The sequence below is a fragment of the Variovorax nivicola genome (assembly GCF_051216475.1).
Taxonomy (GTDB): Bacteria; Pseudomonadota; Gammaproteobacteria; order Burkholderiales; family Burkholderiaceae_C; genus Variovorax.
This window is the reverse complement of record NZ_JBPJZK010000014.1, coordinates 72,704-96,256: the sequence shown is the minus strand read 5'-3', so window position 1 is coordinate 96,256 and position 23,553 is coordinate 72,704. Positions and strand designations below refer to the sequence as shown.

At 67.7% G+C, this 23,553-nt stretch carries 27 protein-coding genes; 21 read left to right on the top strand and 6 right to left on the bottom strand.

Going from position 1 to position 23,553, the window contains the following annotated elements; genetic code table 11:
- Positions 1-90 precede the first annotated feature (90 nt).
- Positions 91-993 carry a LysR family transcriptional regulator gene (locus ACSFBF_RS33110; protein WP_435474513.1) on the top strand — a complete coding sequence of 301 codons (903 nt, stop codon included), beginning with the start codon at positions 91-93 and terminating at the stop codon, positions 991-993.
- Here ACSFBF_RS33110 and ACSFBF_RS33105 read toward each other — a convergent pair whose 3' ends face one another.
- Complete coding sequence (locus ACSFBF_RS33105) at positions 994-1,650, bottom strand: glutathione S-transferase (RefSeq protein WP_435474511.1); 657 nt, start codon at positions 1,648-1,650, stop codon at positions 994-996.
- A gap of 83 nt (positions 1,651-1,733) precedes the next feature.
- Here ACSFBF_RS33105 and ACSFBF_RS33100 point away from each other — a divergent pair, with 83 nt between their 5' ends.
- The gene (locus ACSFBF_RS33100; protein ID WP_435474509.1) at positions 1,734-2,609 is read left to right on the top strand and encodes a helix-turn-helix transcriptional regulator; all 876 of its coding nucleotides are present in this window, start codon (positions 1,734-1,736) and stop codon (positions 2,607-2,609) included.
- A gap of 54 nt (positions 2,610-2,663) precedes the next feature.
- On the top strand, positions 2,664-3,560 hold the full coding sequence (locus ACSFBF_RS33095) for an SDR family NAD(P)-dependent oxidoreductase (protein WP_435474507.1): 897 nt from the start codon (positions 2,664-2,666) through the stop codon (positions 3,558-3,560).
- A 13-nt stretch (positions 3,561-3,573) separates the two neighbouring features.
- Here ACSFBF_RS33095 and phnN read toward each other — a convergent pair whose 3' ends face one another.
- The 3 genes from phnN to phnF are packed head-to-tail and all read right to left on the bottom strand — an operon-like array spanning position 3,574 to position 5,613.
- On the bottom strand, positions 3,574-4,134 hold the full coding sequence (gene phnN, locus ACSFBF_RS33090; RefSeq protein ID WP_435474505.1) for a phosphonate metabolism protein/1,5-bisphosphokinase (PRPP-forming) PhnN: 561 nt from the start codon (positions 4,132-4,134) through the stop codon (positions 3,574-3,576).
- Entirely contained in the window at positions 4,131-4,865 is a 735-nt protein-coding gene (locus ACSFBF_RS33085) for a DUF1045 domain-containing protein (protein ID WP_435474503.1), read from the bottom strand. Before ACSFBF_RS33085 ends, phnN begins: the two co-directional genes overlap by 4 nt.
- Entirely contained in the window at positions 4,858-5,613 is a 756-nt protein-coding gene (phnF, locus tag ACSFBF_RS33080; protein ID WP_435474501.1) for a phosphonate metabolism transcriptional regulator PhnF, read from the bottom strand. Before phnF ends, ACSFBF_RS33085 begins: the two co-directional genes overlap by 8 nt.
- A gap of 75 nt (positions 5,614-5,688) precedes the next feature.
- Between phnF and phnG the strand changes: the two genes are divergently transcribed.
- From phnG to phnE, 10 genes are all read left to right on the top strand, one after another.
- On the top strand, positions 5,689-6,201 hold the full coding sequence (phnG, locus tag ACSFBF_RS33075; protein WP_435474499.1) for a phosphonate C-P lyase system protein PhnG: 513 nt from the start codon (positions 5,689-5,691) through the stop codon (positions 6,199-6,201).
- The gene (gene phnH / locus ACSFBF_RS33070) at positions 6,198-6,824 is read left to right on the top strand and encodes a phosphonate C-P lyase system protein PhnH (protein ID WP_435474497.1); all 627 of its coding nucleotides are present in this window, start codon (positions 6,198-6,200) and stop codon (positions 6,822-6,824) included. The genes phnG and phnH overlap by 4 nt, the downstream gene beginning before the upstream one ends.
- A 1-nt stretch (position 6,825) precedes the next feature.
- On the top strand, positions 6,826-7,926 hold the full coding sequence (locus ACSFBF_RS33065) for a carbon-phosphorus lyase complex subunit (protein ID WP_435474495.1): 1,101 nt from the start codon (positions 6,826-6,828) through the stop codon (positions 7,924-7,926).
- Positions 7,923-8,795, top strand: coding sequence for an alpha-D-ribose 1-methylphosphonate 5-phosphate C-P-lyase PhnJ (locus ACSFBF_RS33060; RefSeq protein WP_435474493.1), 873 nt, complete (start codon positions 7,923-7,925; stop codon positions 8,793-8,795). The genes ACSFBF_RS33065 and ACSFBF_RS33060 overlap by 4 nt, the downstream gene beginning before the upstream one ends.
- On the top strand, positions 8,792-9,580 hold the full coding sequence (phnK, locus tag ACSFBF_RS33055) for a phosphonate C-P lyase system protein PhnK (protein ID WP_435474491.1): 789 nt from the start codon (positions 8,792-8,794) through the stop codon (positions 9,578-9,580). The genes ACSFBF_RS33060 and phnK overlap by 4 nt, the downstream gene beginning before the upstream one ends.
- Positions 9,577-10,290 carry a phosphonate C-P lyase system protein PhnL gene (gene phnL, locus ACSFBF_RS33050; RefSeq protein ID WP_435474489.1) on the top strand — a complete coding sequence of 238 codons (714 nt, stop codon included), beginning with the start codon at positions 9,577-9,579 and terminating at the stop codon, positions 10,288-10,290. Before phnK ends, phnL begins: the two co-directional genes overlap by 4 nt.
- Positions 10,287-11,441 carry an alpha-D-ribose 1-methylphosphonate 5-triphosphate diphosphatase gene (locus ACSFBF_RS33045; RefSeq protein WP_435474487.1) on the top strand — a complete coding sequence of 385 codons (1,155 nt, stop codon included), beginning with the start codon at positions 10,287-10,289 and terminating at the stop codon, positions 11,439-11,441. Before phnL ends, ACSFBF_RS33045 begins: the two co-directional genes overlap by 4 nt.
- Before the next feature lie 94 nt (positions 11,442-11,535).
- The gene (phnC, locus tag ACSFBF_RS33040) at positions 11,536-12,405 is read left to right on the top strand and encodes a phosphonate ABC transporter ATP-binding protein (RefSeq protein ID WP_435474485.1); all 870 of its coding nucleotides are present in this window, start codon (positions 11,536-11,538) and stop codon (positions 12,403-12,405) included.
- A 71-nt stretch (positions 12,406-12,476) separates the two neighbouring features.
- The gene (gene phnD, locus ACSFBF_RS33035) at positions 12,477-13,421 is read left to right on the top strand and encodes a phosphonate ABC transporter substrate-binding protein (RefSeq protein WP_435474483.1); all 945 of its coding nucleotides are present in this window, start codon (positions 12,477-12,479) and stop codon (positions 13,419-13,421) included.
- A gap of 34 nt (positions 13,422-13,455) precedes the next feature.
- The gene (gene phnE / locus ACSFBF_RS33030; protein WP_435474481.1) at positions 13,456-14,262 is read left to right on the top strand and encodes a phosphonate ABC transporter, permease protein PhnE; all 807 of its coding nucleotides are present in this window, start codon (positions 13,456-13,458) and stop codon (positions 14,260-14,262) included.
- Here phnE and ACSFBF_RS33025 read toward each other — a convergent pair.
- Complete coding sequence (locus ACSFBF_RS33025; RefSeq protein WP_435474479.1) at positions 14,259-14,858, bottom strand: GNAT family N-acetyltransferase; 600 nt, start codon at positions 14,856-14,858, stop codon at positions 14,259-14,261. The genes phnE and ACSFBF_RS33025 overlap by 4 nt on opposite strands.
- A gap of 112 nt (positions 14,859-14,970) precedes the next feature.
- On the opposite strand from ACSFBF_RS33025, the gene zigA reads away from it, so the two are divergent.
- The gene (gene zigA, locus ACSFBF_RS33020; RefSeq protein ID WP_435474477.1) at positions 14,971-16,164 is read left to right on the top strand and encodes a zinc metallochaperone GTPase ZigA; all 1,194 of its coding nucleotides are present in this window, start codon (positions 14,971-14,973) and stop codon (positions 16,162-16,164) included.
- Positions 16,165-16,171: 7 nt separating this feature from the next.
- Here zigA and ACSFBF_RS33015 read toward each other — a convergent pair whose 3' ends face one another.
- Positions 16,172-16,645 carry a Fur family transcriptional regulator gene (locus ACSFBF_RS33015; RefSeq protein WP_435474475.1) on the bottom strand — a complete coding sequence of 158 codons (474 nt, stop codon included), beginning with the start codon at positions 16,643-16,645 and terminating at the stop codon, positions 16,172-16,174.
- A gap of 128 nt (positions 16,646-16,773) precedes the next feature.
- On the opposite strand from ACSFBF_RS33015, the gene ACSFBF_RS33010 reads away from it, so the two are divergent.
- From ACSFBF_RS33010 to ACSFBF_RS32980, 7 genes are all read left to right on the top strand, one after another.
- On the top strand, positions 16,774-17,754 hold the full coding sequence (locus ACSFBF_RS33010; protein ID WP_435474473.1) for an AraC family transcriptional regulator: 981 nt from the start codon (positions 16,774-16,776) through the stop codon (positions 17,752-17,754).
- Positions 17,755-17,835: 81 nt separating this feature from the next.
- The gene (locus ACSFBF_RS33005; protein WP_435474471.1) at positions 17,836-18,771 is read left to right on the top strand and encodes a tryptophan 2,3-dioxygenase; all 936 of its coding nucleotides are present in this window, start codon (positions 17,836-17,838) and stop codon (positions 18,769-18,771) included.
- A 26-nt stretch (positions 18,772-18,797) separates the two neighbouring features.
- Entirely contained in the window at positions 18,798-19,973 is a 1,176-nt protein-coding gene (locus ACSFBF_RS33000; protein ID WP_435474469.1) for an amino acid aminotransferase, read from the top strand.
- On the top strand, positions 19,970-21,154 hold the full coding sequence (locus ACSFBF_RS32995; RefSeq protein WP_435474467.1) for an FAD-dependent oxidoreductase: 1,185 nt from the start codon (positions 19,970-19,972) through the stop codon (positions 21,152-21,154). Before ACSFBF_RS33000 ends, ACSFBF_RS32995 begins: the two co-directional genes overlap by 4 nt.
- Before the next feature lie 82 nt (positions 21,155-21,236).
- Positions 21,237-22,235 carry a Bug family tripartite tricarboxylate transporter substrate binding protein gene (locus ACSFBF_RS32990; RefSeq protein WP_435474465.1) on the top strand — a complete coding sequence of 333 codons (999 nt, stop codon included), beginning with the start codon at positions 21,237-21,239 and terminating at the stop codon, positions 22,233-22,235.
- Between the two features lie 151 nt (positions 22,236-22,386).
- Positions 22,387-23,049 (top strand): alpha/beta hydrolase, encoded by a 663-nt coding sequence (locus ACSFBF_RS32985; protein WP_435474463.1) that lies wholly within the window; start codon positions 22,387-22,389, stop codon positions 23,047-23,049.
- Positions 23,050-23,072: 23 nt separating this feature from the next.
- Positions 23,073-23,390 carry a putative quinol monooxygenase gene (locus tag ACSFBF_RS32980; RefSeq protein ID WP_435474461.1) on the top strand — a complete coding sequence of 106 codons (318 nt, stop codon included), beginning with the start codon at positions 23,073-23,075 and terminating at the stop codon, positions 23,388-23,390.
- Positions 23,391-23,553 lie beyond the last annotated feature (163 nt).

Genomic DNA, 23,553 nt, shown 5'->3' with positions numbered 1-23,553 from the left:
GTATCTACGCCCTGACCGCGCCGGATGCTAGAGACTCACTGCTGTCATGAAAAGACAATAATTGGGCGTCAAAGATAACTTTTGGTTGTCATGAAACCCAATCAGTTGCACGCCTTCGTGGCGGTGGTCGAGCAGATGAGCATTCGCGCTGCGGCACGCGTCCTCGGCATTTCGCAGCCGGCCGTGACCAAGATCGTGCGTGAGCTGGAGCGCGAAGTCGGCGCGCCGCTGGTGGAGCGCAGCGTCAAGGGCGTGCGGCTCACCGAGTTCGGCAGGGCCTTCGCGCCGCGCGCGCGGCTGCTGCTGGCCGACATGCAGCGCGCACGCGACGAGATCGCGCAGATCCGCGACGGGCTCACCGGCCAGGTCTCGCTGGCCGTCAGCACTTCGTTCGCGCTCACGGTGCTGCCGGCCGCGTTCAAGGATTTCCACTCGCGGCTGCCTGCTGTCGACGTGCAGTTCAGCGAAACGGTGCTGCCCTGGATGCTGGGGCGCCTGCGCGAGGGCTCGCTCGACTTCGCGGTGGCGCACGTGGTGCCGGGCCGGCTCGATCCGCAGTTCGAGGCGATGGAGCTCTTTCCGGTGAAACTGGTGGTGGGTCTGCGCGAGCGCCATCCGCTGCGCGCGAGCCGCTCGATCCGCGAGCTCTACAAGGCCGAGTGGATTCTTCCGGGCGACGACCATTTCAGCGGCCGTGAGGCCGTATCGCCGTTGCTGCCGCTGGGACTGCCGCCGCCGGCGCGGGTGATACAGGGGCAGTCGGTCACGGTGGCGCTGGCGCTGGTCGGGCAGATGGACCTGGTCGGCCTGTTCGTCGAGCCACTGGCGACGCTGACCTTCAAACGACACGGCATCCGGCGCGTGGAGATCGAGGAAGAGCTGCCCATGCTGAGCGTCAGCGTCATCAAGCGCCGTGGGCAACTGCTGACGCCGGCCGCGCAGCACTTCGTCGAATGCATCCAGCGAGCCTCGGCAGCGGCGATGGGTGGCTAGCTAAGCTGGCGGAAAGCTGACGCCGGCATCGCCGGTCTTCCAGGGCGCGTACTTGTGCATGGCGCGCTCGAACAGGTCCGAGGTGGCCCAGCCAGACAGCCACGTTTGCAGGTGGGGCCAGGGCTGGGCGGCGAACCATGTGGGCTCGACCATCGCGAACTGGCGCACGAAGGGCATGAGGGCGGCATCGGCCAGTGTGGCGTGCGCTCCGGTCAGGTAGGGCGAAGCCGACAGCCTGGTTTCGAGGTCACGCAGGAACACGGCGCCACGCTCGCGCGCGGGTTCACCGCCATCCGCATGCCGGTCGGGGTACTTGTAGCGGTCGAGCTGGGGCTTGAAGTCGTCGTCGCAGGCGGCGATCAGCGCGAGCATGTCCTGCAGCGTGCCGGTTCCGGGCTGCAGCCAGCGCAGCGGATCGTCGCGCCGCAGGGCCCACAGCATCACGTCGAGGCTTTGCTCGAGCACCGTGCCGTCTTCGGTCAGCAGCACGGGCACCGTGCCTTTGGGCGAGGCCACCAGCATCTCGGCCGGCTTGTTCTTCAGCACCACCTCGCGCAGCTCGCAGCGCTGGCCGCTCGCAATCAGCGCGAGCCGGGCCCGCATCGCATAGGGGCAACGGCGGAACGAATAGAGAACGGGGAGAGCGATGGCGGGCATTCGTGTGCGCGGGCGAAGCGGCCGATTTTCGGCGACCGTGGCCGGCTCGCTCCCGGGCGGGGTTTTCATCACAATGGACGGCCATGGCCGAACGCCTCTTTCTTCGCCTCGATGACGACCCGTTGCACGGGCCGGAATCTGGCGTGCCGGCCGGTACGCTTTGCGCGTTTCCGGTGGGGTCGGCGCTGCGGGCGCATGTCTCTCACATCATGCTGTACCGCGAGACCTTTGCCGATGGCCACGAGGTGAGCGAGCGCGTGCTGCCCGATGGTGCGGTGCGGCTGGTCTTCAACCTCGGCGATGCGCCGTCCGCCGGCGAAGGCGAGGGGCTGGCGGTGGAAGCCATTGGCGCTTCGGCCGCGCCTGTGGTGGTGCGCATGCGGCGCAAGGTGGAGGGGCTCTCCGTCACCCTGCGCCCTGGTGCCGCCGCTGCGCTGCTGGGGTTGCCGGCCGGCGAGATCGGCGGCAGCGTGGTGCATCTCGATGAGCTGTGGCACGGCGAAGGTTCGGGGCTGCTCGGACGCATGGCCGAGGCGCCGGACGATGCAGCGCGGGTGGCACTGCTGCACGCCGCCTTGCAACGCCGGCTGCCCGATGGCGATGCCGCTGGCCGGCCAGCAGCCGTAGCGATGCATGCGGCAAGGTTGATCGCAGCATCGGACGGGCGCCGTCCGTTGCGCGAAGTGGCGGCCGCCGTCGGCGTTGGTGAGCGGCGCCTGCAGCAGCTCTTTCATGCGCACGTCGGGCTTACGCCTCGCTCATGGAGCCGGCTCGCGAGACTGCACGGCTGCCTTCGCGCACTGCGCCTGCAATCGTCGCCCGCATGGGCGGACGTGGCGCTCGACAGCGGTTTCTACGACCAGTCGCACCTGGTGAACGAATTCCGCGCGCTCTGCGGCGTCACGCCGACCGAGTTCATGGGGCATGCCGTTTCGGGTTCTTCCAAGACGGCGCGTTGAGCGCGCACTATCTTCGTCAGCTCTTGCACAGGCAGATCGAAGGAGCAACCGAACATGCAGAACGAAAATACCCACCGCCCGCTGAAGGACTGCGTGGCCGTGGTGACCGGCGCGAGCCGCGGCGCAGGGCGCGGCATCGCGCTGGAACTGGGCGCCGCCGGAGCCACGGTGTACGTCACCGGGCGCAGCACACGCGAACAGCCCGCGCAAACCTACGGCCAGTTGCTGGCCCTGTCTGACATGCAAGCCGTGCCCGGCAGCATCGATGACACCGCCGACGAAGTCACCCGCATGGGCGGGCGCGGCATCGCAGTGCAGTGCGACCACACCCGCGAAGAAGAAGTGGCGGCGCTCTTCGCTCGCGTGGAGCGCGACACGGGCCGCATCGACCTGCTCGTGAACAACGCCTGGGGCGGCCACGAGACATTCAACGGCGTGTTCGAAGCGCCGTTCTGGGAGCACCCGCTGTCGAACTGGGATTCGATGTTCGACCGCGGCGTGCGCAACCATCTCGTGGCCAGCCGCTGTGCCGCGCCGCTGATGGTGCGACAGAAAAAGGGGCTGATCCTCACCACCACCTTCTGGGACCGTGGCCACTATCTGCGTGGCAGCCTCTTCTACGACCTGGCCAAGGCCTCGATGACCCGGCTGGCCTTCGGCATGGCGCAAGACCTGCGGCCGTACAACGTCGCTTCCATTGCCCTGTCGCCCGGCTGGATGCGCACGGAGTTCGTGCTCGCGGGCCACAAGACCGACGAGGCGCATTGGCACGAGCGCCCGGCGCTGGCGCGCACCGAATCGCCGCGCTATCTGGGGCGAGCGGTCGTCGCGCTGGCGGGCGATCCGAAGGTGATGGAGAAAAGCGGCGAGGTGCTGCGCGTGGCCGATCTGGCGCGGGAATACGGCTTCACCGACATCGATGGGCGGCAGGTCGAGGCGTTCGAGATGTAGACCGGCGTGAGCTTCACGCGATGGCGGCCAGCCCGAGCGCGTGGGCCAGTTGCGCACCGGCCTCGGCCAGCCCGCGGTCGTCGTTGTGGATCTCGATGGTGGCCAGGCCCGCGGGCATTCGGAAATCGAGCGCGCGCCGCACGCGCGCCTCGATCATGTCGGCCGACTCGCGGCCTCTTGCCATCAGGCGCTGCCGCAGGGTCTCGACACTGGCCGTGATGTGCACCACCGTCATGTGAGGAAAGCGGCGCGCGGCTTCGGGCAGGTAGGCCCGCGATCCGTTGACGATCACGACGGAGCTGCCCCGCTGCGGTGGCAACTCTGTATGGCGCACACCGTAGCCAAGGCCGTTGGCTTCCCAGTCGAGCCCGAAGGCGCCACCTTCGCGCAGGCGCAGGAAGCCTTGCATGTCGATGCTGTCGTGCTGCTCGCCATCTTCCGTGGCCGCGCGCGTGATGGTGCGTCGGGCGAATGCGACCGGCGCGTCGGGCGCCAGTTGTTCCTTCAGCCATGCGAGCAGGCTGTCCTTGCCGGCGCCCGAAGGTCCAGCGACATACACGAGCCGTCCGGTCATCGCCCCAGCTCCATCTGCGCCAGGCACACGAAGTCGGCGCCGGGCGTGGGCTCCGCGAAAAGGCCGATGGCCTCGAAGCGCAAGGGAGGCGATGCCAGCAGCGCACCGAAGTGCTGCTGCGCCGCTGTGCGCAGGACCTCCACCATCGCGGGCTCGACGTCGCGCAGCGAGCCAGTCAGCGACATGTGAAAGCGGAAGCGCTCCAGCACGAAGGGGTAGCCCCAACGCAGCAGCAGTGCGTCTTCTTCAGGCGTGAGACCGCCCGCGCGGCGGCGCTGAAGCTCCGAGGGTGAGAGCGGTTCGGCAAAGGCATGCAGGCCCGTCACACAGGCACCAGCCACAGCGTTCAGCGCGGGGTTCGGCTGCACGGGCACGAGCGCCAGGAAGTCGTCGAGCAATGCCACTTCCAGCGCAGGCATCGTGAAGGGCTCCCAGGCTTGGCAGAGCGTTTGCAGGCCATCGCGCAGGGTCGCTTCCTCGATGTGCGGCCACAGCGTGAAGGGCGCCGCGAGCGTGGTGTGCCAGCCGTAGCGTCGTGGGGCGGCCGTGACCTTGCGTTGCACGTCGGCGGGCAGTCCGTCGAAGACCGGCTGCGCCCTGGCTTGGCCGCTGGCCGCGCAGCGACCCAGCCATTGGGCGCCGGCCTCCCACCATGCGCTCCCGATGGCGGGTGCGAAATAGGCTGCGTAGCGGTGCGCCCTGCGGTGCGGTTGTGCGTGGCCCTCACTCATCGTATTTCACCGTCAGCGTGGTGCGGTCGCCGGCGAACCAGGTGCGCGCGTATTCGATGGGCGCATCGGCGGTGTCCACGTTCACGCTTTCGACGAAGAGCACCGGCCGGCCCACGGGCTGGCGCAGCTGCGCGGCCACCTCGGGTTCCGGCATCTGTGCCGTGATGCGGCTTTCGCGCCGCGTGTAGTCGTCCACGCCGTGGGCGGCAAAGCCGGCGGTGATGGAGCCGGTTTCGCGCACCACGGCCTCGAGTCCGGCGAAGCGCGGCAGGGGAAAGAAGCGCTCGCTGAAGTGCAGCGGCTGTCCCTCCGCATCGCCGATCACGTTCAGGCACAGCAGCGTGCTGCGCGCCGCGACGTTCAGCGCGCGGGCCTGTGCGGCGGTGGCGCGAACGGTGCTGGATGCGACCACATGCAGCGCGCCCCGCAACCCCGCCTGCGCCAGGCGTTGATGGTGCCGCGGGCGCTTGCCCATTGCGATGTCGACCGCGAACTCCTCCACGTAGGTGCCGCTGCCCTGCGTGGCGCGCAGCAGGCCCTGGTTGATGAGGTCGGCCAGCGAGCGGCGGATGGTGTGGCGGTTGACGCCGAACTGCTCTGCCAGCGCGTGTTCGGAGGGTAGCCGTTGCCCCGGGGGATAGACGCCGCGCGCGATCGCGTCGGCGAGGTCTGCGGCGATGCGGGTCCAGAAACTGTCGCGCGGCGGACGCGCTGGAAGAGGTGCGGAAGGGCTTGTTGTGGTTGTCATGAAGTCGTCTTGTGCGCTCTCTAAGCTCGCGCCGGTTGTTCAATTTGTCTATACAACTTTCAGAATATCACTCTCATGTTTCATGCTTTTGACACGGAACCGTCAGAGCGCCCGCTAGACCGTGCGCAGTGGATGGCCACGCTGGCACGCGCGCCGCTCGACCTGCTCGAGCCTGCATTGGGCGCCCATGCACAGGGTACGCCGCACTGGCTGCGTCCGCCCGAGACCGGGCTGGTGATGGTGCAGGGCCGCGCCGGTGGCACGGGCGAGCGATTCAACGTGGGCGAGGTCACGGTCACGCGTTGCGCATTGCGCCTGGGCGAAACAGGTGGCATGAGCGATGCAGTCGGCGTCGCCTACGTGCTGGGCCGCTCGCACCGCCACGCGCAACTGGCAGCAGTGGCCGATGCGCTACTGCAAGACCCGCAGCAGCAGGCCCTGCTGAACACCCAACTGCTGGCGCTGCTGCGCCGCCATCTCGCACTGCAGCGCGCCCAACGCCATGCCCGCGCTCAGAGCAGCAAGGTCGAGTTCTTCACGGTCGCACGTGAAGCCGGCGTGGCCGACGAAGAGGAGGGCGACGAATGAACGCACACGATCTCTCCAAACTCGGCGCGGGCTTTTCCGACCCGGCACTGGGCAGCCAGTCGGTGTTTCGTGCCGCGCTGCAGGCGCTGTCGCATCCCGGTCGCGTGATCGCGCTGCCCCACGACGCGCAGACACCGTCGCGCGGTCACGCCGCATCCGCCGCGCTGCTGCTGGCGCTGCTCGATCCCGATTGCACCCTCTGGCTCTCGCCCTCGCTGGCTGGGAGCGACGCCGCCGCATGGCTGCGCTTTCACACAGGCTGCGTGCTGGTCGATGCGCCAGACAACGCGCAGTTCGCATGGGTCGCGCAGGGCGATGAATGCCCACCGCTCGAGCGTTTTGCCAAGGGCAGCGATGCCTACCCCGACCAGTCGGCCACCTGCGTGCTCGACGTGGCCGCGTTGACCGAAGGCGGCAAGGCCGGGTGGACATTGCGCGGCCCCGGCATCCAGCACAGCACGCGCGTCGAGGTCGGTGGCCTCCCGCGCCCCGGTGCTTCGGATTTCACCGCGCAGTGGGCAGCCAACCACGCCGGATTTCCGCGCGGCATTGACCTGTTCCTGGCCGCGCCGCAACAGATCGTCGGCTTGCCGCGCACCACGCGCATCGAACAGGAGGCTTGAGATGTACGTTGCCGTCAAAGGCGGTGAAGCCGCCATCCTCAGCAGCTACGAGCTGCTGGCCGAACAACGCCGCGGCGACACGGCCATGCCCGAGTTGTCGGTGTCGCAGATTCGCGAGCAGCTCAAGCTCGCGGTCGACCGGGTGATGACCGAGGGCTCGGTCTACGACCCCGAACTGGCCGCGCTGGCCATCAAGCAAGCGGCAGGTGACATGGTCGAGGCCATCTTCCTGCTGCGCGCCTACCGCGCAACGCTGCCGCGCCTGGGCACCAGCGTTGCGCTCGACACCGCGCGCATGCAGCTCGACCGCCGCATCTCCGCGACCTTCAAAGACCTGCCTGGCGGGCAGGTGTTGGGCGCGACTTACGACTACACGCAGCGCCTGCTCGACTTCACGCTGCTGGCCAATGCCCAGTCGTCGCAGCCTGATTCGCGCACCGATGCAAACACCGCAGCATCCACTGTCACGCCGCGCGTGGTCGACCTGCTGAACCACGAGGGCCTGATCGAAACCCACGAGACTCCCCCCGGCGACCCCGCGCCCACGGACCTCACGCGTACGCCGCTGCGCTTTCCGGCCGACCGCGCCACGCGCCTGCAGAACCTGGTGCGCGGCGACGAGGGCTTCCTGCTGGCCATGGCCTATTCAACGCAGCGTGGCTATTCGCACAGCCACCCCTTCGTCGGCGAGATCCGCGTGGGCAGCGTCGAGCTGGAGCTGGCACCGGAGGAACTGCCCTTCACCATCTCCATCGGCGACCTGGAGCTCACCGAGTGCGAAATGGTGAACCAGTTTGCCGGCAGCAAGACCGAGCCGCCGCAGTTCACACGCGGCTACGGCCTGGCCTTCGGGCACAGCGAGCGCAAGGCCATGGCCATGAGCCTGGTAGACCGCGCATTGCGTGCGGAGGAGCTCGGCGAGGCCGTCGAGGCGCCCGCGCAGATGCAGGAGTTCGTGCTCTCGCACAGCGACAGCCTCGAAGCATCGGGCTTCGTGCAGCACCTGAAGCTGCCGCACTACGTCGACTTCCAGTCCGAACTCGAGCTCGTGCGGAAGATGCGCGCGACCGCAAGCCAGCCCGAGGAGGGCGCACAGCCATGACCACCACCACCTACAACTTCGCCTACCTCGACGAGCGCACCAAGCGCATGATCCGCCGCGCCATCCTGAAGGCAGTGGCCATTCCCGGCTACCAGGTGCCCTTCGGCTCGCGCGAGATGCCGCTGCCCTACGGCTGGGGCACCGGTGGCATCCAGGTCACGGCCGCGGTCATCGGGCCGAAGGACGTGCTCAAGGTCATCGACCAGGGCTCGGACGACACCGTCAACGCGGTCAACATCCGCCGCTTCTTCCAGCGCACCACGGGTGTCGAGACCACCACGCGCACAGCAGAGGCAACACTGATCCAGACACGCCACCGCATTCCCGAAGCGCCGCTGGCAGAGGGCCAGGTAATGGTCTACCAGGTGCCGGTGCCGGAACCCATGCAGCGGCTGGAGCCGCGCGAAACCACCACGCGCACCCTGCACGCGCTGGCCGAGTACGGCCTGATGCACGTGAAGCTGTACGAGGACATCGCGCGCTACGGCCACATCGCCACCACCTACGACTACCCGGTGCTGGTCAACGGCCGCTACGTGATGTCGCCGTCGCCGATTCCGAAGTTCGACAACCCGAAGCTGCACATGAACCCCGCGCTGCAGCTCTTCGGCGCCGGGCGCGAGAAGCGCATCTATGCGCTGCCGCCCTACACGCCGGTGGAGAGCCTGGGCTTCGAAGACCACCCGTTCGAAGTACAGCGCTGGGACGAACCCTGCGCGCTGTGCGGGGCGACCGACAGCTTCCTCGACGAAATCATCACCGACGACCAGGGCACGCGCATGCATGTGTGCTCCGACTCCGACTACTGCCAGTCACGCCAGCAGGTATCGGCCGGGCAGCCCGCACCCGAAGAACAGGCCCTCGCATGAACGCCGCACTCTCCCATCCTCCTTTGCTGCGCGTGCGCGGCATCGGCAAGCGCTACGGCGACCGCGTGGCGCTGCACGACGCATCCTTCGATCTCTGGCCCGGCGAAGTGCTGGCCGTGGTCGGCGAGTCGGGCTCCGGCAAGTCGACGTTGCTCAATGCCATTGCCGCGCGCGACAAGCCCGATGCCGGCAGCGTTGAGTTCCAGGTGCGCGGTGGTGGCCTGCAAAACATCTTCTCGATGTCCGAGGCCCAGCAGCGCCTGCTTGCCCGCACCGACTGGGGCTTCGTGCACCAGAACCCGGCCGATGGCCTGCGCATGGACGTGTCGGCCGGCGCCAATGTCGGCGAGCGGCTCATGGGCCTTGGCGAGCGCCACTACGGCCGCCTGCGCGCCACCGCCGCCGAGTGGCTGCAGCGCGTGGAGATCGATCCGCAACGCATCGACGATGCGCCCCGCACCTTCTCGGGCGGCATGCGGCAGCGCCTGCAGATCGCGCGCAATCTGGTGACGCAGCCGCGCCTGATGTTCATGGACGAGCCGACCTCGGGGCTCGACGTGTCGGTGCAGGCCCGCCTGCTCGACCTGCTGCGCCAGCTCACGCGGCAGATGCAGCTGGCCGCCATCGTGGTCACACACGACCTGGCCGTGGCGCGTCTGCTCGCGCACCGCATGGTCGTGATGCAACACGGCCGCGTGGTCGAGTCCGGCCTCACCGACCAGGTGCTGGACGACCCGCAGCACGCCTACACCCAACTGCTCGTTTCTTCGGTACTCACACCATGACGGCTCCATTGCTTCATATCAAGGGCGTGGCCAAGCGCTTCACGCTGCATCACCAGAACCAGCTCGAGCTCTCGGTGTTCGACGAGGTCGACCTGAGCGTGTCGGCCGGCGAGTGCGTGGTGCTCGACGGCGCATCGGGCCTGGGCAAGAGCACGCTGCTCAAGCTCATCTACGCCAACTACCGTGCCAGCGCGGGGCGCATCACGGTGCAGTCTGGCGACGGCCCGGTCGACGTGACGCAGGTCACGCCGCGCGAGCTGGTGCGCCTGCGCCGCGACACCATCGGCTATGTCAGCCAGTTCCTGCGCGTGATTCCGCGCGTGCCGGCGCTCGACGTGGTGGCCGAGCCGTTGGCCGAGGACGCCGGTGGCGACCCTGCCGGCATCGAGGCCGCGCGAGAGGAGGCCCGCCGCTGGCTCACGCGCCTGCGCATTCCCGAGCGGCTGTGGCACCTGCCGCCTGCCACCTTCTCGGGCGGCGAGCAGCAGCGCATCAACATCGCCCGCAACATGATCAAACCGAAGCCGCTGCTGCTGCTGGACGAACCGACAGCCTCGCTGGACGCGGCCAACACCGACACGGTCATCGCGCTGATCCGCGAAGCCACGGCGCGCGGCGCCGCCACGGTCGGCATCTTCCACGACGCCGAAGTGGGGGCCGCGGTGGCCACGCGGCGCGTCAACGTCGGTGAATTCAGGAGCCAGCCATGAGCGCGGGCACTGTGTTCTCGAACGCACGCATGGTGCTGGCGGACGAGGTGGTGTCGGGTTCTCTGTCGGTGGCTGACGGGCGCATCGACGCCATCCACAGCGGGCCGAGCGCCGAAGGTTCGATCGACCTCGACGGCGACTACCTGCTGCCGGGTCTGGTGGAGATCCACACCGACAACTTCGAGCGCCACCTGATGCCGCGCCCGAAGGTGCACTGGGGCCCGTTGCCCGCGCTGCTGGCACACGACGCCGAGCTGGCTGCGGCCGGCATCACTACCGTGTTCGACGCACTCGGCGTGGGCGAGGCCGACCCCGAGAGCCTGCGCGGCAGCACCTGGGGCGCGACGCTGTCCATGCTCGATGCCTGCGCCGCACAAGACCTGTTGCGCGCCGACCATCACCTGCACGTGCGCTGCGAGCTGCCCGCGCCCAACACCGTCGAGCTGTTCGAGCCGTTTCGCGGTCATCCGCGGCTGTCGCTGATCTCGCTGATGGACCACACGCCCGGCCAGCGGCAGTGGGAGAACATCGAGCTGGCGCGCATCTACTACACTGGCAAGAAGGGCTGGAGCGACAGCAAGTTCGAGCAGCGGGTGGCCGAGGCCGGCCGGTTGCAGACCGAGTACGTGCAGCCGCACCGGCGGCACTTCGTCGACTACTGCCGCACGCATGGCGTCGCGCTCGCGAGCCATGACGACACCACGGCGGCGCACGTCGAGCAGGCTCATGCCGAGGGCGCGAGCATGTCCGAGTTTCCGACCACGATGGTGGCGGCACGCGCGGCACGCGAGCTCGGCCTGGCCAATGTGATGGGCGGCCCGAACGTGATGCGCGGCGGATCGCACTCGGGCAATGTGGCGGCGGCCGATCTGGCGCGCGACGGCCTGCTCGACATCCTCTCGTCCGACTACGTGCCCAGCAGCCTGCTGGGCGCGGCGATGCGGCTGGTGGACGACGCGCTCGTCACGCTGCCGCAAGCCGTGGCCATGGTGACGCGCACGCCCGCACGCGCCGCAGGGTTGCATGACCGCGGCGCGCTCGTGCCAGGACTTCGCGCGGACCTTGTGCAGGTGCGCATGTGCACGCTGCCGGACGGCGCACGGCATGCGCTGGTGCGCGGCGCATGGCGCGAAGGGCGCCGCGTGATCTGAACCTTCGCATGACATGGAGCCGTCGCCGAAGTGTCGCTGCTGCGTCATACCGGTTGGCGAAACTGCATTTGTCTAGACGACTTTGAGGCCCGCCGTGAACACCATCCTGCACATCCGACAGCTCAACAAGCACTTCGCCAACGGCAAGCACGCGTTGTGCGACATCAACCTCGACGTGGCGCGCGGCGACATGGTGGCGCTCATCGGCGCCTCGGGCTCCGGCAAGTCGACGCTGCTGCGGCACATCGCGGGGCTGGTGGCGGCCGACGGCGCCACGCAGTCGCTGGTGGAGATCGATGGCTGCTGCGTGCAGCAGGGCGGCCGCGTGCATCGCGACATCCGCAAGGTGCGATCGCAGGTCGGCTTCGTGTTCCAGCAGTTCAATCTCGTTGCGCGGCTGCCGGTGCTGGTCAACGTGCTCGTGGGCTCGCTGCACCGCATGCCGTGGTGGCGCAGCTGGATGCGCCTGTTCAACGCACAGGAGCGCGCGCTCGCCCTCGATGCACTGGCGCGCGTCGGCATTGCCGACTGCCATGCGCAGCGTGCCTCCACGCTGTCGGGCGGGCAGCAGCAGCGCGCCGCCATTGCGCGCACGCTGGTGCAGGGCGCCAAGGTGGTGCTGGCCGACGAGCCCATCGCCTCGCTCGACCCGGAGTCGTCGCGCAAGGTCATGGAGATCCTGGCGCGCATCAACCGCGAAGACGGCTGCACCGTGCTCGTCTCGCTGCACCAGGTCGACATCGCGATGAAGTACTGCCCGCGCGTGGTGGCGTTGAACCAGGGCCGGGTGGTGTTCGACGGGCCTTCCTCGGCGCTGACACCCGCATTGCTGCACGAGCTGTACGGCGTACAGGCCGAAGAGCTGTTGCGGCCCGCGGAACCCGTGGCCGAAGGCGCCGGGGCGCACGTGCCGGCGGCACCCACCGTGCTGCCCTGGTCGGCGCAACCGGCGAGCGCTGCCTGAATTTTTCTCGCGTCCGCGGACGCTTCGTGTCTCTCTTTCTTCCCCTTCTTCCCCCCTCTTTGGAGTCATCCATGATCAAGAAACTATGTGCAGCCATGGCCCTCGGCCTTGGCATGGTCGGCGCGTTCGCGCAGGACATCAACTTCGGCCTCATCTCGACCGAGTCGTCGCAAAACCTCAAGGCCGACTGGCAGCCGCTGATCGATGACCTGAACCGCCAGACCGGCCTGAAGGTCACGGCCTTCTTCGCGCCCGACTACGCCGGCATCATCGAAGGCATGCGCTTCAACAAGGTGCAGCTCGGCTGGTTCGGCAACAAGTCGGCAATGGAGGCCGTGGACCGCGCGGGCGGCGAAGTGTTCGCACAGAAGGTCAATGCCGATGGCACCCAGGGCTATTACTCGTACCTCATCGTCAACCGCGAGAGCCAACTCAACACGCTGGACGACGTGCTGAAGAACGCGAAGAGCCTGAGCTTCGGCAACGGCGAACCGAACTCGACCTCGGGCTACCTCGTGCCCGGCTTCTACGTCTTTGCGCAGAACAAGGTCGACGCCAAGACCGCATTCCGCGTCACCCGCAGCGCCAACCACGAAACCAACGCACTGGCCGTGGCCAACAAGCAGGTGGACGTGGCGACCAACAACAGCGAGAACCTCGAAAAGATCAAGGAGCGCTTCCCCGAGAAGTTCAAGGACATCCGCATCGTCTGGACTTCGCCGCTGATTCCGCTCGACCCGCTGGTCATGCGCAAGGACCTGCCCGAAGCCACGAAGACGAAGATCCGCAACTTCTTCCTCAACTACGCCAAGTCCGATCCGCGCGAGAAGGAGATCATGATGAAGATCTCGAAGCTCTCGGGCTTCAAGGAATCGAGCGACAAGCAACTGCTGCCCATCCGCCAGATCGAACTCTTCGGCCAGCGCAACAAGATCGAAGCCGACACCGTGCTGAGCGACGCCGACAAGAAAACGCGCCTGGCCGACATCGACAAGAAGCTGGCCGCGCTGAACTGAGCTTCGAACGCAGCCGCACGACCGATCTCCCGCCATGCCTTCCTCGATTCCGATGACCCGCCCGTCGCTCGCAACAACGGTGCCTCCCAAGCGCAACCTGGCGTGGCAGCTGTCCTGGGCCGTGCTGCTGCTTCTGCTGCTTGCCTCCTGGAAGGGGGCTGACATGCGGCCGCTCGACCTCATCCGGGACAGCGGCAACATGGCGACCTACGCCGCCGAGTTCTTTCCGCCGAATTTCACGCAGTGGCGCATGTACCTGCAGGAGATGGTGGTCACGCTGCAGATCGCGTTGTGGGGCACGGCACTGGCGGTCGTGACTGCCGTGCCGCTGGCGCTGCTGGCCTCGGCCAACATCGTGCCGTGGTGGGTCTACCAGCCGATGCGCCGGCTGATGGACAGCTGCCGCGCCATCAACGAAATGGTGTTCGCGATGCTGTTCGTGGTGGCCGTGGGCCTGGGGCCGTTTGCCGGCGTGCTGGCGCTCTGGGTGCACACGACCGGCGTGCTAGCCAAGCTCTTCGCCGAGGCTGTGGAGGCCATCGACCCGCAGCCGGTGGAGGGCATCCGTTCCACGGGCGCGAGTGCGCTGCACGAGATCGTGTACGGCGTGCTGCCGCAGGTGATGCCGCTGTGGATCTCGTTTGCGCTGTACCGCTTCGAGTCGAACGTGCGCTCGGCCTCGGTGGTGGGCATGGTGGGTGCGGGCGGTATCGGCGTGGTGCTGTGGGAAATCATTCGTGGCTTCCAGTACGCCGAGACCTGTGCGGTGATGATCATCATCGTGGTGAGCGTGAGCGCCATCGACCTCGTGTCGGCGCGCATCCGCAAGGTGCTGATCTAGAGGCGGGATTCGTTCAGGTCTCGAACGTCGATGCGAAACCGAAGCTCCGGCGTGCCTCCGAGCTCTGGCAGCTTGACGAACTCCTCGACCAGCACGCCGCCATTGGCGCGGATCACGTTCTGCGATGCGAGGTTGTCGGGGTCGGTCGTGATCTCGACGTAGTCGAGGCCTGCCGCGCGCGCCTCGGGTAGCAGTGCGCGCAGCGCGGCCTTGGCATAGCCCCGGCCGCTCTTCCACGGCACCACGCCGTAGCCGACGTGCCCGAGGCAGTAGGCGGGCAGGGCGTTGGTGCCGGGCTGCCAGCGCAGCTGAATGCTGCCGCAGAACTCGCCATCCCACATCCAGCGCCGGTAGCTCGGCAGCCGCGGCACGGTGCCGCCGTCGGGCAGCTTGACGGGCGGGCCTTTGGCTTCGCGATCGACGAGGTTGGCGAGAAAGCGCGCGGGGTCGGTGCGGATCTGCGCCAGTTCTTCCTGGCCGGCTTCGGGTCGTAGGTTGTTGGGCGACCAGCCGCTTTCCAGCGCTGCGATGTAGCTGGGGAGGTGTTCGTGCGAAGGCCAGACGAGTTGCAAGGGCGTGCGGGGTTCGGAGGTCATCTTCCGGATGGTAGGCGAACGGTCGACGCCGGCCGGGGTCAGGCAGTAAAACGCAACAAGGTTGCGTTGATCCATATAATGCAATCCTGTTGCATATATGGAGCCTGCCCACATGGCCGACCGCCTCCCCGTTACCGTGCTCTCCGGCTTTCTTGGCGCCGGCAAGACCACGCTGCTGAACCACATCCTCCACAACCGCGAGGGCCGGCGTGTGGCGGTCATCGTCAACGACATGAGCGAGGTCAACATCGACGCCGCACTGGTGCGAGACGGAGGCGCCGAGCTCTCGCGCACCGACGAGAAGCTGGTGGAGATGAGCAACGGCTGCATCTGCTGCACGCTGCGCGAAGACCTGCTGATCGAGGTCAACCGGCTCGCGAAGGAGGGGCGCTTCGATCAGCTCGTGATCGAGTCCACCGGCATTTCCGAGCCGCTGCCCGTGGCTGAGACCTTCACCTTCGCCGGCGAAGACGGCAAGAGCCTGGCCGACGTGGCCCGGCTCGACACCATGGTGACGGTGGTTGACGCCTTCAATTTCCTGCGCGACTACGGCTCGCCCGACAGCCTCGGCCAGCGTGGCCAGTCGCTCGGCGACGAGGACACGCGCACGGTGGTCGACCTGCTGATCGAGCAGATCGAGTTCTGCGACGTGCTGGTGGTGAACAAGACCGACCTGGTCACGCCCGAGGAGCGCGAACGGCTGATGGCCATCTTGCGAAGCTTGAACCCGCGCGCCCGCATCGAGGTGTCGGAGTTCGGCCGCGTGGCGCTCGATCGCGTGCTCGACACCGGCCTGTTCGACTTCGAGCAGGCCGAGCAGGCGCCCGGCTGGCTGGCCGAACTGCGCGGCGAGCACGTGCCGGAGTCGGAGGAATACGGCATCCGCAGCTTTGTCTACCGCTCGCGCATTCCGTTTCACCCGATGCGATTCTGGAAGCTGGTGCAAAGCGAATGGGAAGGCGTGGTGCGCTCCAAGGGCTTCTTCTGGCTCGCGAGTCGCGCCACGCGCGCGGGTTCGTGGTCGCAGGCCGGCGGCGCCTGCCGCTATGGCGCGGCGGGGTTCTGGTGGGCGGCGGTGCCGCGCGAGCACTGGCCGACCGACCCGGACGGGCTGGAGCTGATCCACAAGAACTGGGACCCGGCCACGGGCGATGCGCGGCAGGAGCTGGTGCTGATCGGCATCGGCATGGACGAAGACGCGTTGCGCGCCCGACTCGACGAGTGCCTGCTCACGGAAAACGAGATGCGCTTCGGCGCCTCGTGGTGGCAGAACTTTCCGGATCCGTTCCCCTCGTGGAACGTGTGAGAAAAGCCTAGCGGGCGCAGTCGCCGCAGGTGCCGTGAAGGGTGAGGGCGGTATGGCGGGTGTCGATGCCCTGCTTGCGCAAGGCCTTACCAAGGCGCCCCATCACCTTCGGCAGCTCGGGGTCCGACGGCAGCGCCAGCACCTTGTGGCACTGGTCGCACTCGAAGGTGTTGCCTGACTCGGCCTCCACATGGCGCGAGAAGCGGTTGACGCGGTCGGGGCCCACGCGGCGGTCGCACAGGCCGGCCTCCACCAGCCGGTCGAGCACGCGGTAGACCGTCACGCGGTCGGGCGTTTCGCCGGTGGCGGTGGTGTAGGCCGAGGCCACCTCCTCGTGCGTGAGGGGTTGCGAGCTGTGTTCGATCAGTTCGAGCACGGTCTGCGCGGCGCGCGTGACGCGCAAGCCGCTGTCGCGCAGCAGCGTTTCGCTGTCGAACGGGGCGGCGCGAGGGGGCTTCGGGTGCGAGGTCGTTGTCTTCATGCGGTCTTCTTGCGAAACGCCATTGTGTTGCATCCCGGGGCGCCTTGGGTAGCGCGGGGCGCAATCGCCCGCCTGACATGCCAGATAATCGCCGCCATCGAGACACACCAGCGGGCGGCACGAACAGCATGGACACAGAGCGGGGCGGCGACGTACTCAGCCATGTGCTTGCGACGTACAAGTCAGAAAGGGCGGTGACCGCGCGGTTTTCGCTGTCCGCCCCCTGGGCACTGCATTCGACAGGCGTCGCCGGCCCGCTGATCCGCATGTGCACCGGCGCGCCGTACTGGATTGCGGTGGACGGCGCCGAGCCAGTGCAGGTGGCGCCGCACGACATCGCGATGCTGCCGCAGGGCGGGGCGCACACCGTGTCGTCTGAGCCGGGGCTGGAGCCGGTGCCGTTCCGCACGCTGATCGAGGCGCACTCGGTTGGCCGGCATGGCGACCACCCCATCGTGTTCTCGCATGGCGGCGGCGGCCCGGTCACCGAACTGTTCTCGCTGCATCTGTGGATGCCCGCGCAGGGGCTGGGCTCGATCATCGGCAGCCTGCCGCCGCTGATCGTGCTGCGGCAGGCGCAGATTCCCACCACCGCCTCGCTCGCGCAGGCCATGGAGTCGCTGGTGAACGAAACCGTGGCCCAGCGCCCGGGCTGGCAACTGTCGGCGGCGCGCATGGCCGACCTGCTGCTGGTGCACATCCTGTGCGAGCACCTCTATGCCCAGCCGCAGGCGCAGAGCCAGGGCGAGCAGCTCGGCAGGCTGCGCGGGCTGGACGACGAGAGCATCGCCCGCGCGATGTCGCTGATGCACGAGCGGCCCGAGCATCCGTGGTCGGTCGCCACGCTGGCGCAAGCCAGCTACCTGTCGCGCACCATCTTCAGCGAGCGCTTTCGCGCGCTGGTGGGCGTCACGCCCATGCACTACCTGGGCTCGTACCGCATGACGCTGGCAGCCGAGAAGCTCAAGAACCGGCAGCTGAGCCTGCACCAGGTGGCCGAGGCGGTCGGCTATGCGTCGGAGAAGGCGTTCTCGCGCGCCTTCCAGCGCTGGACGGGCATGACGCCGAGCGCGTATGCCCGCCAGCAGGGCGGGCCCGAATCCGACTGAATCCACCGTCCCGGACGGTCGGTGCCCAAATCCGGTGTGCCGGAGGTTGAGGCGGCTGCGCGCGGGCCGAACAATCGGCGCATGGCCACCCCACGCAAAAGAGTCATTCCCGAAGTGCGCAACCCCGCGCTCGAACTGTCGCTGGTCAAACCCATCGTCATCGGCGACAACCAGCAGCGCGCGGCCACCGTGCGCAACACCGACGGCGAGCCGCTGGTGGCCTTCGAGGGCAGCAGCAACCCCTACCTGGAGCACCAGCGCAACGACTTGCTGCTGAGCCTGCAGCACATGCGCAGCGAAGGCCACGACGAGATGGTCTTCATGTGCATCACGCACTGCAAGGAACTGACCTTCAAGGCGATGCACTACGAGCTGGCCAACATGCAGTCGCGCATCCGGGCCGACGACGTGGCCGGCGCGCTGCAACTGGTGCCGCGCGTGCGTGCGTTGCTCGAATTCCTCGGCAAGACCTGGGACGTGCTCTCGACCATCACGCCGCACGAGTTCAACCAGTTCCGCAACACGCTGGGCATTGCCTCGGGGCAGCAGTCGTACATGTACCGGCACGTGGAGTTCATCCTCGGCAACAAGTCGATTCCGCTGGCGCGCGCGCATGCCAACAACCCCGACGTATGGCCCTACATGGAGCGCGCGCTGAATTCGCCGAGCCTGTACGACGACGTGCTGGCGCTGCTGCACCGGCGCGACATCGCCGTGCCGCCTGAGGCGCTTGCGCGCGACTGGTCGGCGCCCTATGTGCCGAACCCGGGCGTCGAGGCGGCGTGGCTGTGGGTGTATGGCGATCCGACGCCCGAGAACGATCTCTACCGCCTCGGCGAGGCGCTGATGGACATTGCCGACGTGTTCTCGCAGTACCGCTGGCGGCATTTCGTGTCGGTCGAACGCATCCTGGGCTTCAAGCCGGGCACGGGCGGCTCGGCCGGCGTGGGGTGGCTGCGCAGCGTGGTCGATCACCGTTTCTTTCCCGAGCTGTGGTCTGTGCGGACGCAGCTTTGAGCCTGTTTCTTTGCTCTGGAGATTTCGTGTTCGATCAACTGCCTGCCTATGCCGACGATCCCATCCTCGGCCTGTTCGAGGTCTACAAGGCCGATCCGCGGCCGGACAAGGTCAACCTGGGCATCGGCATCTATTGCGACGAAGCGGGGCAGGTGCCGGTGCTCGAATCGGTGCGGGCGGCGCGTGCCGAGGGCGTGGGCGCGCGCGGCCCCAGCGTCTATCTGCCGACCGAGGGCGGCGAGGCTTACCGCCACGCGGTGCGCGACCTGGTGTTCGGCGAAACGGCCGCGGACATAGTGATGGTGCAGACCGTGGCCGGCACGGGCGCGCTGAAGGTCGGCGCCGATTTCCTGAAAGGCGTGCTGCCCGATGCCGCGATCTGGATGCCCGACCCGACCTGGGCCAACCACGCGGCGATCTTCAGCGGCGCAGGCTTCCGCGTCGAAAGCTATCCGTACTACGCGAAGGCGACGGGCCGTTTCGACCTCGACGGCGCCGTCTCCACGTTGCAGAAGCTGCAGGCCGGCAGCGTCGTGCTGCTGCACCCGTGCTGCCACAACCCTACCGGCGTCGATCCGTCGCAGGCCGAGTGGCATGCGCTGCTCGACGTGATCGCGCAGCGCGGCCTGCTGCCGTTCTTCGACATGGCCTACCAGGGCTTCGCGCACGGCGTGGACGAAGACGCATGGGCCGTGCGCGAATGCGTGCGGCGCGGCGTCGCCTGCCTGGTGGCGAGTTCGTTCTCGAAGATCTTCTCGCTGTACGGCGAGCGCGTGGGTGCGCTGGGCGTGCATGCGCCTTCGGCCGACAAGGGGCGGCTGCTGGGGCAACTCAAGCTGGCGATCCGCCGCAGCTATTCATGCCCGCCGGCGCAGGGCGCGGCACTGGTAGAGGCGGTTCTTTCCAACCCGGCGTGGAATGCGCAATGGCGCGCCGAGCTGGACGCCATGCGTGGCCGCATGCGCGAGATGCGAACGAGCCTGCACCGCATGCTGGGTGAAGCCTTGCCGGGGCGGGACTTCGGGTTTCTCGTCGAGCAGAACGGCATGTTCAGCTACTCGGGTTTGTCTCCGGCGCAGATCGCGGTGCTGCAGTCGCGCTTCGGGGTGTACGTGGTGGGGGCGGGGCGCATCTGCGTCGCGGGGCTCAACAGGTCGAACATCGGGCGCGTGTGCGAGGCGCTGGTCGAGGTGGTGCGATGACGCAGGCGGCAAGGGTATTGATCGTCGGCGCGGGCATCGCGGGCTGCTCGGCCGCCATCGCGCTGGCCTACAAAGGCTTTCGCGTCACGCTGGTCGAGAAGCAGGCCGAGTGGCGCTTCCAGAGCTCGGGCATCTTCATCTACGGCAACGGGCTCGAGGCCCTGCGCAAGGTCGGTGTGCTGCCGGGCATTCTCGAAGCGGGCTTTGCCATCGAGGACGGCCGCAATGTCTACCTCGACCACCACGGCGAGCTTATCGTCGATGTGTTCTATCCGCGCTCCAGTGGCGGCGCGGCGCCCATCGTGGGCATCAGGCGTGCGGAGATGCATCGCGTGCTGGCCGCGCGGCTCGATGCGCTGGGTGTGGAGATACGGCTGGCGACCACCGTGGCGAAGATCGAATCGCCGGAAGGCAGCGATTGCGCGGAGGTCGTGTTCTCCGACGGCACTGCAGAGCGCTTCGACCTTGTCGTCGGCGCCGACGGCATCCGCTCGCAGGTGCGCGAAGCCGTCGCCGGCCCGGTCACGCCGCGCTACACCGGCTTTGGTGTCTGGCGCAGCGTGCACGAGCGGCCGCCCGCGCTGGACGCCAAGATCATGATGATGGGCATCGGCAAGCGGCTGGGCATCATGCCGATCAGCCACGACAGGCTCTACATCTTCGGCACGGTGAGCGAGCCGGCCGGCAGCTGGTATCCGAAGGAGAACTGGCCTTCGCTGATGCGCGAGCGCTTCGCCGAGTTCGGCGGCCCGGCGCGGCAGTTTCTGGACCAGCTCGGCGCGGATTCCGAAGTGCTCTACACGGCCGTCGAGGAGGTGCAGGCGCCGCTGCCCTGGCACGTGGGCCGCGTGCTGCTGATCGGCGATGCGGCGCATGCCTCCACACCTTTCATGGGGCAGGGTGGGGCGATGGCAGTGGAAGACGCGGTGGTGCTGGCCGACATGCTCGCGCGACACGGTATTGCCGATGCCACGCTGCGCGCCTTCGGTGAACGCCGCTACCCGATGTGCCGTTTCGTGCAGGACGCTTCGCGCAAGGTGGGCGAGGCGGGCGCGATGGAAGATGCCGAGAGCTGCGCGCGGCGCAATGCGGCGATGCGCGAGGGGGCGCAGCAGCAGGTCGATGCTTTCTATCGGCAGTTGAGTGAGCTCGGCGTGCCGCATATGCCGGAACCCGCCTAAGCATCTGACAAATGGGTCGTTCGCTTGCGGGCGAGGGCGCGACAGAATCGCGCGCTTTGCCTCCTGCAACCGAAAGTTCGCCATGCGTGCCCATTTCCTCGTGTCGAAGCTGCTCAAGCCTGTCCTTGCCCTGTGGGCCTGCGCTTCGTTGACCGTGGCCGCGCAAGCGCAACCGGCGACTGCCGCCTATCCGTCGAAGCCCGTGCACATCACGGTTGCGAACACGCCAGGCAGCTCGCCCGACGTGCTGGCGCGCTACCTGGCGCAACGCCTGTCGGAGCAATGGAAGCAGCCGGTGGTGGTCGACAACCGCGCCGGCGCGGCCGGCATCCTGGCTGCCGACGGGCTGGCCAAGTCGCAGCCCGACGGCTACTCACTGCTGGTGGGCGCGGACGGCCCCATCACCATCCTCCCCAACATCCAGGCCGGCCTGCCCTACGACGCCCGGCGCGACCTGGTGCCCATGGTGTCGCTCGGGCAGATCGACTTCGTGCTGGTCGCCAACCCGAAGACCGGCTTCCACACGGTGGCCGACTTCGTGCGCGCGGCCAAGGCCCATCCTGGGCGCATCAACTACGCCTCGGCCGGCAATGGCAGCCCGCAGCAGCTCAGCATGGAACTGCTGAAGCAGAAGGCTGGCATCTACGTCACGCACATCCCGTACCGCGGCGGCCCACTGGGCATGCAGGACGTGATCGCGGGGCAGGTCGACGTGATGTTCATCGCGGTCGGCCCCGCGCTGCCCCACATCCGCAGCGGCCGGCTGGTGGCGCTGGGCACCAGCGGCGAGAAGCGCCACGCGCTGCTGCCCGAGGTGCCGACCGTGGGCGAAAGCTACGCGGGCTACCGCTCGGGCACGTGGTTCGGGTTGTTCGCGCCGGCGCGCACGCCACAGTTGGTGCTGGATGCCATCGCAACGGAGGCGGGGCGCATCGTGCAGGCCCCGGCTGCCCGCGCAGAACTCGCGGCGCAGGGCATCGAGGCCACGGGCTATCCGCAGCGCCAGTTCCAGACGCAGGTGGCGGCCGAATACGAGCGCTATGCACAGATCGTGAAGGCCGTGGGTATCAAGGCCGAATAACAAACAGTCAAACAGTCGCCTGCCAAGGCAACCGCACGGTGGCACATCGCAACGATGTGCAAGTCAGCCAACCGGCCGTTTCCGTGGCTTGGGCTGGGCCCGGATGCGCTAAGGTGCGGTCATCCGCGTTCCTGAATACCTTTGCCCGACCATGTCCCGTCCTCCCATCGAGATCGAAACCGCCCCCAACCCCACCGCCACGGTGATCGTGATGCACGGCCTCGGCGCCGACGGCAACGACTTCGTGCCCATTGCCAACGAACTCGAGCTTTCGGCTGTTGGCCCGGTGCGCTTCGTGTTCCCCAATGCACCGGTGATGCCCGTGACCATCAACGGCGGCTACCAGATGCCGGCCTGGTACGACATCGCCTTGCCCGACCTGGCAGCGCAGGAAGACGAAGCCGGACTGCGCCGCTCGCAGGCGGCCATCGAGGCGATCATTTCCAACGAAAAGGCCCGGGGCATCGCCGCCGACCGCATCGTGGTGGCCGGCTTCTCGCAAGGCTGCGCGATGGCGCTCATGACTGGCCTGCGCCATACCGAACGGCTGGCCGGCATCGTCGGCCTCTCGGGCTACCTGCCGATCGCGGCCACCACGGCCGCCGAACGCCACGCGGCCAACCACGAAACGCCCGTATTCCTCGCCCATGGCCGGCAAGACCCCGTGGTGCCCCTTGCCACCGCGGTGCGTTCGCGCGACGCGCTGGCCGCCTTGGGCTATACCGTCGAGTGGCACGAATACACGATGGCGCATTCGGTGTGCATGGAAGAAATCGCCGACCTCAACCGCTTCCTGCTGCGGGTGCTCGGCTGAACCTCGTCGAAGGAGACAAGAAAATGATTCTGGTCATCGGACACGCCCTGGCAAAGCCCGACACCCTGCAGGCCATGCTCGCCATCAGCACCGAGCATGTGCTGCGCTCGCGCACCGAACCCGGCTGCATCTCGCATGAAGTCACCACCGACGTGCAGGATCCGCTGCGCCTGACCTTCGTGGAGCGCTGGAGCGACATGGCTGCGCTGCAGGTGCACTTCCGCGTGGATGCCTCGCGCGCCTTCGGCAAGGCGCTGGCGGCCATGGCCGACGGCATGCCGGAGATCCACGTCTACCAGTCGGACGAGATTGATCTGTCGGCAGGCCGCGCCAAGGCCTGAAATTCACGAGCCATCGGGGCCGTTCACTGGCGTGTCGTCTATGCAGACAGCTATCAAAAACATAGCGCATGACAGGATAGCTTGCCTAGGGATTCCCTGCACAAGCAGTGCCCGCGTGCCCGTGCTACCTTCCAGCCCCTCAGAAGATTGATGGGTCATAACA

What these genes read in the sequence shown, in the direction of transcription:
- ACSFBF_RS33065 (WP_435474495.1), top strand. Translation starts at nt 6,826, where the DNA reads ATGTACGTTGCCGTCAAAGGCGGTGAAGCCGCCATCCTCAGCAGCTAC.
- phnK (WP_435474491.1), top strand. Translation starts at nt 8,792, where the DNA reads ATGAACGCCGCACTCTCCCATCCTCCTTTGCTGCGCGTGCGCGGCATC.
- ACSFBF_RS32980 (WP_435474461.1), top strand. Translation starts at nt 23,073, where the DNA reads ATGATTCTGGTCATCGGACACGCCCTGGCAAAGCCCGACACCCTGCAG.
- phnG (WP_435474499.1), top strand. Translation starts at nt 5,689, where the DNA reads ATGTTTCATGCTTTTGACACGGAACCGTCAGAGCGCCCGCTAGACCGT.
- ACSFBF_RS33105 (WP_435474511.1), bottom strand. Translation starts at nt 1,650, where the DNA reads ATGCCCGCCATCGCTCTCCCCGTTCTCTATTCGTTCCGCCGTTGCCCC.
- ACSFBF_RS33010 (WP_435474473.1), top strand. Translation starts at nt 16,774, where the DNA reads ATGGACACAGAGCGGGGCGGCGACGTACTCAGCCATGTGCTTGCGACG.
- phnH (WP_435474497.1), top strand. Translation starts at nt 6,198, where the DNA reads ATGAACGCACACGATCTCTCCAAACTCGGCGCGGGCTTTTCCGACCCG.
- phnF (WP_435474501.1), bottom strand. Translation starts at nt 5,613, where the DNA reads ATGACAACCACAACAAGCCCTTCCGCACCTCTTCCAGCGCGTCCGCCG.
- ACSFBF_RS33110 (WP_435474513.1), top strand. Translation starts at nt 91, where the DNA reads ATGAAACCCAATCAGTTGCACGCCTTCGTGGCGGTGGTCGAGCAGATG.
- ACSFBF_RS33085 (WP_435474503.1), bottom strand. Translation starts at nt 4,865, where the DNA reads ATGAGTGAGGGCCACGCACAACCGCACCGCAGGGCGCACCGCTACGCA.
- ACSFBF_RS33005 (WP_435474471.1), top strand. Translation starts at nt 17,836, where the DNA reads ATGGCCACCCCACGCAAAAGAGTCATTCCCGAAGTGCGCAACCCCGCG.
- phnE (WP_435474481.1), top strand. Translation starts at nt 13,456, where the DNA reads ATGCCTTCCTCGATTCCGATGACCCGCCCGTCGCTCGCAACAACGGTG.
- phnD (WP_435474483.1), top strand. Translation starts at nt 12,477, where the DNA reads ATGATCAAGAAACTATGTGCAGCCATGGCCCTCGGCCTTGGCATGGTC.
- ACSFBF_RS32995 (WP_435474467.1), top strand. Translation starts at nt 19,970, where the DNA reads ATGACGCAGGCGGCAAGGGTATTGATCGTCGGCGCGGGCATCGCGGGC.
- zigA (WP_435474477.1), top strand. Translation starts at nt 14,971, where the DNA reads ATGGCCGACCGCCTCCCCGTTACCGTGCTCTCCGGCTTTCTTGGCGCC.
- ACSFBF_RS32985 (WP_435474463.1), top strand. Translation starts at nt 22,387, where the DNA reads ATGTCCCGTCCTCCCATCGAGATCGAAACCGCCCCCAACCCCACCGCC.
- ACSFBF_RS33095 (WP_435474507.1), top strand. Translation starts at nt 2,664, where the DNA reads ATGCAGAACGAAAATACCCACCGCCCGCTGAAGGACTGCGTGGCCGTG.
- phnN (WP_435474505.1), bottom strand. Translation starts at nt 4,134, where the DNA reads ATGACCGGACGGCTCGTGTATGTCGCTGGACCTTCGGGCGCCGGCAAG.
- ACSFBF_RS33015 (WP_435474475.1), bottom strand. Translation starts at nt 16,645, where the DNA reads ATGAAGACAACGACCTCGCACCCGAAGCCCCCTCGCGCCGCCCCGTTC.
- ACSFBF_RS33060 (WP_435474493.1), top strand. Translation starts at nt 7,923, where the DNA reads ATGACCACCACCACCTACAACTTCGCCTACCTCGACGAGCGCACCAAG.
- ACSFBF_RS33100 (WP_435474509.1), top strand. Translation starts at nt 1,734, where the DNA reads ATGGCCGAACGCCTCTTTCTTCGCCTCGATGACGACCCGTTGCACGGG.
- ACSFBF_RS33025 (WP_435474479.1), bottom strand. Translation starts at nt 14,858, where the DNA reads ATGACCTCCGAACCCCGCACGCCCTTGCAACTCGTCTGGCCTTCGCAC.
- ACSFBF_RS33045 (WP_435474487.1), top strand. Translation starts at nt 10,287, where the DNA reads ATGAGCGCGGGCACTGTGTTCTCGAACGCACGCATGGTGCTGGCGGAC.
- ACSFBF_RS32990 (WP_435474465.1), top strand. Translation starts at nt 21,237, where the DNA reads ATGCGTGCCCATTTCCTCGTGTCGAAGCTGCTCAAGCCTGTCCTTGCC.
- phnL (WP_435474489.1), top strand. Translation starts at nt 9,577, where the DNA reads ATGACGGCTCCATTGCTTCATATCAAGGGCGTGGCCAAGCGCTTCACG.